The 12,870-nt window shown below is 47.6% G+C and carries 7 protein-coding genes and 2 pseudogenes; all 9 read left to right on the top strand.

Features of this window, described 5'->3' with window-relative positions; all coding sequences use genetic code 11:
- Positions 1-69: 69 nt before the first annotated feature.
- Positions 70-564 (top strand): M48 metallopeptidase family protein, encoded by a 495-nt coding sequence (locus ACNFVB_RS10095; RefSeq protein WP_430737400.1) that lies wholly within the window; start codon positions 70-72, stop codon positions 562-564.
- An 804-nt stretch (positions 565-1,368) separates the two neighbouring features.
- Positions 1,369-4,341, top strand: a complete 2,973-nt coding sequence (locus ACNFVB_RS10090; RefSeq protein WP_430737399.1) for an ESPR-type extended signal peptide-containing protein — start codon at positions 1,369-1,371, stop codon at positions 4,339-4,341.
- Complete coding sequence (locus ACNFVB_RS10085) at positions 4,313-4,552, top strand: hypothetical protein (RefSeq protein WP_430737398.1); 240 nt, start codon at positions 4,313-4,315, stop codon at positions 4,550-4,552. The genes ACNFVB_RS10090 and ACNFVB_RS10085 overlap by 29 nt, the downstream gene beginning before the upstream one ends.
- A pseudogene (locus tag ACNFVB_RS10080) lies at positions 4,549-8,367 on the top strand (hypothetical protein); the annotation flags it as partial. The gene ACNFVB_RS10085 and the pseudogene ACNFVB_RS10080, both read left to right, overlap by 4 nt.
- Positions 8,368-8,469: 102 nt before the next feature.
- Positions 8,470-9,414: pseudogene (locus ACNFVB_RS10075) on the top strand (hypothetical protein); the annotation flags it as partial.
- A gap of 6 nt (positions 9,415-9,420) precedes the next feature.
- On the top strand, positions 9,421-10,392 hold the full coding sequence (locus ACNFVB_RS10070) for a YadA-like family protein (RefSeq protein ID WP_430738518.1): 972 nt from the start codon (positions 9,421-9,423) through the stop codon (positions 10,390-10,392).
- 81 nt (positions 10,393-10,473) lie between these two features.
- The gene (locus ACNFVB_RS10065; protein ID WP_430737397.1) at positions 10,474-10,938 is read left to right on the top strand and encodes an outer membrane protein assembly factor BamE; all 465 of its coding nucleotides are present in this window, start codon (positions 10,474-10,476) and stop codon (positions 10,936-10,938) included.
- A gap of 313 nt (positions 10,939-11,251) precedes the next feature.
- Entirely contained in the window at positions 11,252-12,199 is a 948-nt protein-coding gene (locus ACNFVB_RS10060) for a DMT family transporter (RefSeq protein ID WP_430737396.1), read from the top strand.
- Between the two features lie 61 nt (positions 12,200-12,260).
- Complete coding sequence (locus ACNFVB_RS10055) at positions 12,261-12,674, top strand: PaaI family thioesterase (RefSeq protein ID WP_430737395.1); 414 nt, start codon at positions 12,261-12,263, stop codon at positions 12,672-12,674.
- The last annotated feature ends 196 nt before the right edge of the window (positions 12,675-12,870 follow it).

Genomic DNA, 12,870 nt, shown 5'->3' with positions numbered 1-12,870 from the left:
ATACCAGCAGTACCATAGTGTACTTAAAGTATTTTGACTAAGACATACCCTATATAAAAGGATAAATCTGTGACCACACTCAAGTACCTCGCTCATTATTCTGAGCATATTCAAAGCCAAGCGGCACGGCTCATCAGCGAGGGCAGGCTGGGCGACTATCTAGAAAGTAAATATCCCAATCATCACCAAGTGCAAAGCGATAAGGCGCTTTATCAATATATAAATGATATAAAAAACCAGTCTATGCGCAAAATCGGCCCGCTATCGAATGTCAGTTATAGCAGCAAATTAAAAGTCCTCAAGCAGGCGTTGGGGGTTCATACCACGCAGTCTCGCGTCCAAGGTAGTAAGCTTAAATCGCACAACAGCATCACGGTGGCAAGCTTATTTAAAGAAGCGCCGCCTGAGTTTTTGCGCATGATCGTCGTGCACGAGTTGGCGCATTTTAAGGAGCATGAGCACAACAAAGCATTTTATCAATTATGTTGCCATATGGAGCCAGAGTATCATCAGCTCGAATTAGACACGCGTTTATGGCTGCACTGGCGTGAGTTTAGATCTTAGCTATAAAAATATTCATAAAAGGTAATATATATAACCTACTTTAAAACAGGTATAGTGTTACTCGTATTAATTGCCCTTGCGTGCTAATTTTATTTAGGATCGGCTATATATTGTTTCCGTAATATATTCATTTTTATTTATATATTTATTTATAATTTCGAATATATCTGAGTCTAGGAGTTTTGGTTCTTATCATACGTAAATTTAATTTCTGATGCTATAGATATAAAGTTAACTTGTTCATAGCGAAGTATCAGTATTCTTTAAAATACTGATACTTAAAAGTATATTTTCTTAGAAAAATAAGGCCTCAATATCATTCTCTATAAAACGTCAATACAGTATCTGACTGCCCATTCTACTCGTATGTTTACACGCGCTTACCTCATATTGCTTGAAACGAACTGATTGTAACGATATCCGAGCGACTCAATAAAAAAATAGTTTTTATTACCTAAATAATGACCATTCAGCTTTTTATTGGTGGGCAAATATAAGTTGATAGTAGACGATTTAAAAGTAAATTGTTTTCGTTTGTATAAATGCAGAGTTTTTACTAGACCTGTGCTTTATTCAGACAAAAGGTTGTATTCATGGTATGAGTAGAATTGACGACATGAGCATATATATTAGTATGGTAAGTGAAACGTAAAAGCTGTTATCTTAGCTAGTATTTAAAGTTATAATTATTTTAGTTTTTTGTATAAAACCTATCTTTTTTCTATTGTTTGATGATTCCAGTCTATGGATTTTGTCTTTTTTAAACAAACAGCTTTTCTCAGTGGACAGTAATGGAGTTATGTCATGAATCGCAATTATAAAGTTATCTGGAACCGCTCGCTTGGCTGCTTTACGGCGGTTGCTGAATATGCAAAAAGCCGTGGTAAGTCTAGTAGTACCGTGAGTTCTACGTCTATTGCATCTGCTGCCGTGTCATCAGGTGCGAAATTATTACGATTGAGTGCTTTAAGTGTGGGACTGGTTACTGCTGGATTGAGCATATCACCGCAAGTTTTTGCATTTACAGGTGATGGCGGTACAGCAGCTGGCTCAAATGCAATCGCTATAGGTGGTTTGTCAACTACTGCTAGAGCAGGTAATCAAGGTAGCCAAAGTGTCGCTATCGGTTACGATGCACAAGTCAGTGGTGATCAGTCTGTCGGTTTGGGCGCTAATGTAAGAGCTACAGGAAACTCCTCTATTGCGATTGGTGGAGATGACTTAGATTCAGCATCAAGAACCAATCAAAATGGAACGCTTGCGACTGATCTTAATGGTGGTGACATTAACACTATTTTTAAAAAATACTCAGGTAGAGACTTGGTTGATACAAATAATCGTTACCCAAGCACATCATCTAGTGGTACTGCGTCTGTTGCTATTGGGGTGCAAGCTGTAGCCTCTGGCGGTTTATCTACTGCATTTGGCACACAAACTAAAGCCAGTGGGGCTGCGTCATCAGCGTTTGGTGTATCTGCAAGCGCGACTAAAGAGGGATCAGTCGCTATTGGCGCAGGAAGCAAAACCGATGGTTCTGCCTCAAAGGTACAGGCTGCGACAGTGAATGGAGTTGAATTTACTGGGTTTGTAGGTAACGCTAGTTTTGCAGGAACAGCAGCCGATGCAGGTCGTCAGGTATCTGTTGGTCTTATCGGCAATGAACGTCAAATTAAAAACGTCGCACCAGGCGAGCTATCAGCTACATCTACCGATGCAATTAACGGTAGCCAAATTTATGCGGTGAGCAGTAAGCTTATTGATAACATTCAAGCTGTTAAGACTACTTCCGATGATAAGACAAATGCGTTAGGCAATAGCACCGCAACAAACCTAGGCGGTAGCGCGACTTATAATACAACCACAGGTGTGGTAAGTGCACCAGAATATAAATTGAATAATAACGCTACCACTGTCAATAATGTGGGTGCGGCACTCACTAACATTGATGGTCGTACGACAACCAATACGACTAATATTACAGGTTTACAGAACCAAACTTTCAAGATTCAAGCGAATAGTGATGCGGCGTCAGCAGTTAAATCTAGCGACACTGTCAAATTTATTAATGGAAAAAACGTTAATATCACTCGTAGTGGTAACGACATTACCATCGGTACGTCTGCGACTCCAGAATTTACAACTGTCACCTCTACTGGTGCAATGACTGCAGGCTCTCTGAATACTAGTGGCGATTTAACAGTGGCTGGTGTTTCTAATCTGAATGGTGGTGCTAATTTAAACAATAACAAGATCACTGGTCTTGCTAAAGGCACGAACGCTACTGATGCTGTGAATTTCTCGCAATTGGCTGAGAGCGAACTGACCAGCTCAGTAGTGGCTGGTAATAACACCAGTGTGAGCAGTGCTACCACAGGCAACAACACAGCGTACACCGTTAACGCTAAGAAGAGCACCGTATCAGCAGGGTCTACAGCAGTAGCCGTTACCCCAGGGACTGAAACCAATGATACTACTAACTATGCCGTCGATCTAAGTGCAGCGACCAAAACCAGTCTGGGTAAAGCGGATACAGCGGTACAGACAATCAGCTCTAATGATTCTAACCTAACAGCAGTCAAGACAGGCAATAATGTCACATTTGACTTTGCCGATGCGCCGGTTTTTACTGGTCAAGTTAAAGCAAGTGGTTTTGATGCCAGTGGTGCCAAGATCATTAACGTAGTTGATGGTAGCGTGGCCGCCAACAGCAAAGACGCCATCAACGGCGGCCAGTTGTTTGACTCAGCCGACTCAGTAGCAAACGTCATTGGCGGCAATGCATCCAACACAAATGGCGTCATCACCACAACTGACATAGGCGGTACCGGTCAAGACAATATCAACGATGCGATCAGTAACGTGAAGGGAGCGGCGACTGCAGCGAAGACCACCGTGACCCAAGGTGAGAACATCTTAGTGACTGAAACCATCGACCAAACCACTGGCGCCAGTAACTACGAAGTGAAAACCAAGCGTGACCTTGCTCTTGATAGCGTCACCACAGGCAACAGCGTCTTAGACAACGACGGCATCACCATCACCGATGGTAGCAATATCACCGCTGTCACCAGTACTGGCACCAACGTCACAGACGGCACCAACACCAGCGATTATGGTGCGAATGGTTTCACTGTCACCGATGGCACAGACAGCACCATCGTTAACCAAACTGGTCTAAGCTTTACTGATGCCAATGGCGCAACGGGTCCAAGCATCACCGCAGCTGGCATTAATGCTAATGATACGGTGATTACTAACGTGGCTGATGGTAGCGTGGCAGCCAACAGCAAAGACGCCATCAACGGCGGCCAGTTGTTTGACTCAGCCGACTCAGTAGCAAACGTCATTGGCGGCAATGCATCCAACACAAATGGCGTCATCACCACAACTGACATAGGCGGTACCGGTCAAGACAATATCAACGATGCGATCAGTAACGTGAAGGGAGCGGCGACTGCAGCGAAGACCACCGTGACCCAAGGTGAGAACATCTTAGTGACTGAAACCATCGACCAAACCACTGGCGCCAGTAACTACGAAGTGAAAACCAAGCGTGACCTTGCTCTTGATAGCGTCACCACAGGCAACAGCGTCTTAGACAACGACGGCATCACCATCACCGATGGTAGCAATATCACCGCTGTCACCAGTACTGGCACCAACGTCACAGACGGCACCAACACCAGTAACTATGGCGCTGATGGCTTTGCCATTGCTGGCGGTCCAAGCGTAACTAGCGCTGGTATCAATGCCGGCAACAAAGATCACCAATGTTGATAACGGCAGTGTCGTATCGGGCAGCAAAGACGCCATCAACGGCGGCCAGTTGTTTGACTCAGCCGACTCAGTAGCAAACGTCATTGGCGGCAATGCATCCAACACAAATGGCGTCATCACCACAACTGACATAGGCGGTACCGGTCAAGACAATATCAACGATGCGATCAGTAACGTGAAGGAGCGGCGACTGCAGCGAAGACCACCGTGACCCAAGGTGAGAACATCTTAGTGACTGAAACCATCGACCAAACCACTGGCGCCAGTAACTACGAAGTGAAAACCAAGCGTGACCTTGCTCTTGATAGCGTCACCACAGGCAACAGCGTCTTAGACAACGACGGCATCACCATCACCGATGGTAGCAATATCACCGCTGTCACCAGTACTGGCACCAACGTCACAGACGGCACCAACACCAGCGATTATGGTGCGAATGGTTTCACTGTCACCGATGGCACAGACAGCACCATCGTTAACCAAACTGGTCTAAGCTTTACTGATGCCAATGGCGCAACGGGTCCAAGCATCACCGCAGCTGGCATTAATGCTAATGATACGGTGATTACTAACGTGGCTGATGGTAGCGTGGCAGCCAACAGCAAAGACGCCATCAACGGCGGCCAGTTGTTTGACTCAGCCGACTCAGTAGCAAACGTCATTGGCGGCAATGCATCCAACACAAATGGCGTCATCACCACAACTGACATAGGCGGTACCGGTCAAGACAATATCAACGATGCGATCAGTAACGTGAAGGGAGCGGCGACTGCAGCGAAGACCACCGTGACCCAAGGTGAGAACATCTTAGTGACTGAAACCATCGACCAAACCACTGGCGCCAGTAACTACGAAGTGAAAACCAAGCGTGACCTTGCTCTTGATAGCGTCACCACAGGCAACAGCGTCTTAGACAACGACGGCATCACCATCACCGATGGTAGCAATATCACCGCTGTCACCAGTACTGGCACCAACGTCACAGACGGCACCAACACCAGCGATTATGGTGCGAATGGTTTCACTGTCACCGATGGCACAGACAGCACCATCGTTAACCAAACTGGTCTAAGCTTTACTGATGCCAATGGCGCAACGGGTCCAAGCATCACCGCAGCTGGCATTAATGCTAATGATACGGTGATTACTAACGTGGCTGATGGTAGCGTGGCAGCCAACAGCAAAGACGCCATCAACGGCGGCCAGTTGTTTGACTCAGCCGACTCAGTAGCAAACGTCATTGGCGGCAATGCATCCAACACAAATGGCGTCATCACCACAACTGACATAGGCGGTACCGGTCAAGACAATATCAACGATGCGATCAGTAACGTGAAGGGAGCGGCGACTGCAGCGAAGACCACCGTGACCCAAGGTGAGAACATCTTAGTGACTGAAACCATCGACCAAACCACTGGCGCCAGTAACTACGAAGTGAAAACCAAGCGTGACCTTGCTCTTGATAGCGTCACCACAGGCAACAGCGTCTTAGACAACGACGGCATCACCATCACCGATGGTAGCAATATCACCGCTGTCACCAGTACTGGCACCAACGTCACAGACGGCACCAACACCAGCGATTATGGTGCGAATGGTTTCACTGTCACCGATGGCACAGACAGCACCATCGTTAACCAAACTGGTCTAAGCTTTACTGATGCCAATGGCGCAACGGGTCCAAGCATCACCGCAGCTGGCATTAATGCTAATGATACGGTGATTACTAACGTGGCTGATGGTAGCGTGGCAGCCAACAGCAAAGACGCCATCAACGGCGGCCAGTTGTTTGACTCAGCCGACTCAGTAGCAAACGTCATTGGCGGCAATGCATCCAACACAAATGGCGTCATCACCACAACTGACATAGGCGGTACCGGTCAAGACAATATCAACGATGCGATCAGTAACGTGAAGGGAGCGGCGACTGCAGCGAAGACCACCGTGACCCAAGGTGAGAACATCTTAGTGACTGAAACCATCGACCAAACCACTGGCGCCAGTAACTACGAAGTGAAAACCAAGCGTGACCTTGCTCTTGATAGCGTCACCACAGGCAACAGCGTCTTAGACAACGACGGCATCACCATCACCGATGGTAGCAATATCACCGCTGTCACCAGTACTGGCACCAACGTCACAGACGGCACCAACACCAGTAACTATGGCGCTGATGGCTTTGCCATTGCTGGCGGTCCAAGCGTAACTAGCGCTGGTATCAATGCCGGCAACAAAAAGATCACCAATGTTGATAACGGCAGTGTCGTATCGGGCAGCAAAGACGCCATCAACGGCGGCCAGTTGTTTGACTCAGCCGACTCAGTAGCAAACGTCATTGGCGGCAATGCATCCAACACAAATGGCGTCATCACCACAACTGACATAGGCGGTACCGGTCAAGACAATATCAACGATGCGATCAGTAACGTGAAGGGAGCGGCGACTGCAGCGAAGACCACCGTGACCCAAGGTGAGAACATCTTAGTGACTGAAACCATCGACCAAACCACTGGCGCCAGTAACTACGAAGTGAAAACCAAGCGTGACCTTGCTCTTGATAGCGTCACCACAGGCAACAGCGTCTTAGACAACGACGGCATCACCATCACCGATGGTAGCAATATCACCGCTGTCACCAGTACTGGCACCAACGTCACAGACGGCACCAACACCAGCGATTATGGTGCGAATGGTTTCACTGTCACCGATGGCACAGACAGCACCATCGTTAACCAAACTGGTCTAAGCTTTACTGATGCCAATGGCGCAACGGGTCCAAGCATCACCGCAGCTGGCATTAATGCTAATGATACGGTGATTACTAACGTGGCTGATGGTAGCGTGGCAGCCAACAGCAAAGACGCCATCAACGGCGGCCAGTTGTTTGACTCAGCCGACTCAGTAGCAAGCGTCATTGGCGGCAATGCATCCAACACAAATGGCGTCATCACCACAACTGACATAGGCGGTACCGGTCAAGACAATATCAACGATGCGATCAGTAACGTGAAGGGAGCGGCGACTGCAGCGAAGACCACCGTGACCCAAGGTGAGAACATCTTAGTGACTGAAACCATCGACCAAACCACTGGCGCCAGTAACTACGAAGTGAAAACCAAGCGTGACCTTGCTCTTGATAGCGTCACCACAGGCAACAGCGTCTTAGACAACGACGGCATCACCATCACCGATGGTAGCAATATCACCGCTGTCACCAGTACTGGCACCAACGTCACAGACGGCACCAACACCAGTAACTATGGCGCTGATGGCTTTGCCATTGCTGGCGGTCCAAGCGTAACTAGCGCTGGTATCAATGCCGGCAACAAAAAGATCACCAATGTTGATAACGGCAGTGTCGTATCGGGCAGCAAAGACGCCATCAACGGCGGCCAGTTGTTTGACTCAGCCGACTCAGTAGCAAACGTCATTGGCGGCAATGCATCCAACACAAATGGCGTCATCACCACAACTGACATAGGCGGTACCGGTCAAGACAATATCAACGATGCGATCAGTAACGTGAAGGGAGCGGCGACTGCAGCGAAGACCACCGTGACCCAAGGTGAGAACATCTTAGTGACTGAAACCATCGACCAAACCACTGGCGCCAGTAACTACGAAGTGAAAACCAAGCGTGACCTTGCTCTTGATAGCGTCACCACAGGCAACAGCGTCTTAGACAACGACGGCATCACCATCACCGATGGTAGCAATATCACCGCTGTCACCAGTACTGGCACCAACGTCACAGACGGCACCAACACCAGCGATTATGGTGCTGATGGCTTTACTGTTACAGATGCAACGGGTAACAGCAGTATTTTTAATCAAAGCGGCATCAGCTTTACAGACACCCAAGGTGATGTAACCGGTCCAAGCATTACTGCAAGTGGCATTAATGCCGGTGGTTCTACCATCACCAACCTAAAAGATGGCACAAACGATGGCGATGCAGTGAATAAACGTCAGTTAGACGCTATTACTGGCAATATTACCGCAGGCGGGGTTCAGTATAATCGAAACCCTGACAACACAGTAAACTACGACCAAGTCAGCTTCGCTGGTACACCAGCTATCGTCGGTAAAGATGATAATGATAACGATATCGTCGTTAGTGGTGGAACGACGCTTACTAACGTTGCCAATGGTATCAACGCTTCTGATGCAGTTAATAAAGGTCAGCTTGATAGTGTTACTAAGGTCAAAGTTGTTAATAAAAACGGTGATGAGGTCACGGTAAATTTGGCAGATCAAGTGGTTAACAACAATGTAAATAACAATGACTTAGAATCTTTATTCTTAACCTACAATAAAGAAGGCCAAGGAGTCACTGATCGCTTGACCATCGGTGAGACGGTGCAAAAAATGAACACGGAAGGCGTAAAATTTGCCCATACCAATGCTAGTAGTCAAAGCAAAGGCGACATTGCTAACGGTGTGACCAATGACTCAAGCGCAGGTGGTCTAGACTCTACTGCCATCGGTGTCAACGCCATTATCGAAGCTGGCGCTGATAGCACAGTAGCCTTAGGTCATGACACGTTTGCCTCGGCCGATGCGACAAACTCTGTCGTTATAGGTAAAAGGTCAGAGGTTGCAGGTGAGTCATCAATTGCTATTGGTGATGGCGCGCAAGCGTTAGGTAATCAGTCCATTAGTATCGGTACCGGCAACGTTGTTAATGGCGATAAATCTGGTGCCTTTGGTGATCCAAGTATTATTAATGGCAGTAACAGTTACTCAGTGGGTAATAACAATACAATTAATAGTAATGACACCTTTGTCTTCGGTAATAATGTGACCCAAACTGTCGAAGGCTCGGTAGTATTGGGTACCGGCTCTGCAGCGATGACGGGCGCGGGTATCGCAGGGTTTGGGGCCGTTAGCAATGCTGCTATTGCTGCCACAACCAGTACTATAGGCGCAGTTGCTGTGGGTGATGCGGCTAATAACGTATATCGTCAAGTCACTGGCGTTGCCGCAGGTACGGCGGATTCCGATGCGGTCAACGTCTCACAGCTAAAAGCAGTCAGTGATGCACTGGGTGATAGCAATGAAGCGCTCAGTAACGCTGCCGTGCAATACGACAAAAACCCAGATGATACTGTCAATAAAGGCAGCATTACATTAGGCGGCGCAGCAGGTACCACTATCACCAATGTCAAAGGTGGCTCTATCGCTGCAGGTAGTACTGATGCCATCAATGGTGGTCAATTGCATAATCTTGGTAGCGATGTCGCAGGTATTATCGGTGGTGATGCAACTTATGATGCAAATGGAAATCTAACTGCTAGTAACATCGGCGGTACTGGTAAAGGCAACATTAGCGATGCTATCGCTTCTATTAACCAAGGTAATGCTCAGGCCAACGAAGACATCCAAGTCAATGCTGATAATATCCAAGCCAATACTGACAGGCTCGATACGGGTCTTAGCTTTGGGGCAGACACTGGGGATAATATCAACAAGCCTATTGGTGACAGTAGTGCGCTTAAGTTTGAGGGCGGCAATAATATCACCACCTCTGCCACTGGTGACGGTATCAAGTTTGACTTAAACGGCAATATCAGTGTGGACAGTGTCACGGCTGATAGTGTGACCACAGGTAATACCACAGTCAGCAATAATGGTATCACCATCAAAGATGGTCCAAGCATGACCACAGGCGGTATCAATGCCGGTGATAAAACGATCACTGGTGTCGCTGATGGCATCGAAGTTAATGATGCTGTCAATCTTGGTCAGCTTAATGCGCTTGATGGGAAGCTCAGTAACAGCGTCAATGAGCTCGGTTACAAAATCAATGAAGTAGAAGACGATGCCAATGCGGGTATTTCGGCAGCAATGGCAATGTCGTCACTGCCACAAGCTTACATCCCTGGAAAGTCGATGGTCGGCGGTGGTATCGCCACTTATAATGGTCAAAGTGCCGTGGCAATTGGTGTGTCTAAAGTGTCTGACAATGGCCGCTGGGTCATTAAAGTAAATGGTACCGCAGATACCCAAGGCAATGCTGGCGGCGCAGTGGGTGCAGGCTTCCATTTCTAATAGACCTTGCGATGTCGTGACAGCGTTTACCCATGAGTAGACGCTGTCAACTCACTTATAAAACATATTTAGGGATGTATAATGAAAAAATCTGTATATCATTATGGCTTACTGGCAACGACGGCATTACTTTTTACGATGACGGGCTGTAGCCAAAAAAACATTTTACCAACTTGGCACTTAACCCCTGGGGCGCAGCATGGCTCTGTCGATGCCGATGACTTGGTATTTCCTGACCCCGACAAAGCATGGCAAAAAGGCGGTACTATCGTCAATCACGATGATGTTGCCAAGATCAGCGTAGGGACGACAAAGGATGAGATTTACAAGCTCATCGGTACACCGCACTTTAGCGAAGGTTTTAACGCTCGTGAATGGGATTATATTCTCAAGTTTTATGACGCTGATAATAACGTAGAAACTTGCCAGTATAAGATTATCTTCGATGATAGCTATGAAGGCAGACTGCGTGATAATGAGTTCTTTGCCACTGAGTTTTATTGGCAGCCAGCATCTTGCGCAAAATACGCACAGTTTACGCCTTGATGGTTTGATCTGTATTTACGATTAAAGGCGCCCAAATGAAAGCGCATAAGTGAAAGAGTAAGGTATGGTGTCTTACTCTTTTTTACTTTTGATGGCTACGCATGACAGCTGCTTGGTGGATTACCTGATGAAGTCACAAAGATATGTGCTATGGTAGTCGTTCTAAAGCATTATTAATGGGTGAAACATGGATGTTTTCTCATATTGGCAAGGGTTTTACCGCGGCCCTTACGCTGATGGGGCCAATCATCATCGGAATGAAACCGTATGAGTATGACGACCAACGATAAAATACGATCCGATAGGATAGCCGATGAGTACACGCATGACGCCGCCCATACGTGCGGGTAAAGCAACATGGCTTGTCCCCGTACTGTGTCTGTTGGCGGGTGGAGCACTGATTGGTGTTTCGACCAATGTGGCAAAATATGCAGGAGTGGTGGGGCTAACACCATTGGCATTTTTGTTTTGGTCGATAGCAGGCGCCGCCCTCATACTGTTGGTGTTGGCTGTGCTTAGGCACGAGTTGCCACCCTTGAGTAAACGCAGCTTTGAGTATTATGTTATCGCCGCTTTGGTCAGTGTGGCGGGGTCTAATTTGTTACTGTTTTCGGCCATTCCTCATGTCGGCGCAGGGTTTGTGGCGCTGATTGTGTCGTTGCCGCCGCTGCTCACTTATCTGGCCGCGCTCACTTTACGCATGGAGCGCTTTGATATCAGTCGTGCGTTTGGTGTGGGGGCTGCGCTACTGGGGGCGGGGGTGCTGGCGGCACACAAATTCTCTGCGCCAGACACCAGTATGTTTTGGGTATTGATTGCGCTGTGTGGCCCAGTGCTGCTGGCAGCTGGTAATATTTACCGCACGTTGCGCTGGCCTACGGGTGCCTCTCCCAATGCGCTAGCACCAGGGATGTTGTTGGCGGCGGCATTGCTGTTATTATTGTGTGCAGCGTTGCCGGGCTTTTCAGTGGCGTTACCGCATACAGGATGGCTGCCGATTGCTGTGATTGTCTTACAAGCGTGGCTCTTTGCTGGGCAGTTTTTGCTATTGTTTTTATTACAAAAGACGGGTGGCCCAGTGCTGCTTAGCTTATTGGGCGCGGTGGGCGCGGTCGTCGGCGTGCCAATCGCTATTTTTTTGCAAAAAGAGACGCCGCCTGAGGGGTTGTTTTTAGGCGCTTCACTGATTGCGGTAGGTGTGGTTTTGGTGACGTGGGGCGGGGTAAGAGTGACGGCGCGAGCAGCAAAAGACAGTGAATAAAACAGCAATAAGTAAAAAAGTAACTTATAAAGGAATAAGAACCGCTGAACAAGGAGTTTATATGTCGGCAACTAAAGAACAGATCGTCGCCTTTATGGCAGCAGAGTTTCCGCAGACCAAATGCGTGGTCGAGTCGGTAGATGATAAAGGGGCAGTGTTATCACATGATATTGGCATAGATGAGCTACGCCCAGGTGGGACGGTATCAGGGCCTGTATTGATGAGCATCGCGGATGTGGCAATTTATGTGGCCATCCTCGGTAGGATCGGCATCGTACCTTTGACCGTGACCACCAGTTTGACGATTAATTTTTTGCGAAAACCCTCGTCTGAGGCTCGTATCATGGCGGAGTGTACCCTGATGAAAGTGGGGCGAACCCTGATAGTGGGTGAGGTGTCGCTGTACTCAGAAGGCTCAAGTGATATGGTGGCTCATGTCGTTGGAACGTACTCGGTGCCACCAGCGCTCACATAGTGCGAGTCATACAACAAATCATTTAAAGTACTATTATCTAACTTGCTATCATTTAAAATGCTAGTGAATTAAAGTTTATTATCGTTTTCTAAAAAAGCTCTTAGCGTCACTGCTGAGGGCTTTTTTATTTGTATGGTCTGAAGAATAGTAAACACCAGTTTTGTCATCATATTGTCATAACGGCACCGTATCCTTG

The organism is Psychrobacter sp. VH5 (assembly GCF_050572635.1).
In the GTDB taxonomy this organism is placed as follows: Bacteria; Pseudomonadota; Gammaproteobacteria; order Pseudomonadales; family Moraxellaceae; genus Psychrobacter; species Psychrobacter celer.
The sequence above is the reverse complement of the archived record's forward strand: the minus strand, read 5'-3'. Positions and strand labels throughout refer to the sequence as shown.

What these genes read in the sequence shown, in the direction of transcription:
- ACNFVB_RS10090 (WP_430737399.1), top strand. Translation starts at nt 1,369, where the DNA reads ATGAATCGCAATTATAAAGTTATCTGGAACCGCTCGCTTGGCTGCTTT.
- ACNFVB_RS10085 (WP_430737398.1), top strand. Translation starts at nt 4,313, where the DNA reads ATGCCGGCAACAAAGATCACCAATGTTGATAACGGCAGTGTCGTATCG.
- ACNFVB_RS10065 (WP_430737397.1), top strand. Translation starts at nt 10,474, where the DNA reads ATGAAAAAATCTGTATATCATTATGGCTTACTGGCAACGACGGCATTA.
- ACNFVB_RS10060 (WP_430737396.1), top strand. Translation starts at nt 11,252, where the DNA reads ATGAGTACACGCATGACGCCGCCCATACGTGCGGGTAAAGCAACATGG.
- ACNFVB_RS10055 (WP_430737395.1), top strand. Translation starts at nt 12,261, where the DNA reads ATGTCGGCAACTAAAGAACAGATCGTCGCCTTTATGGCAGCAGAGTTT.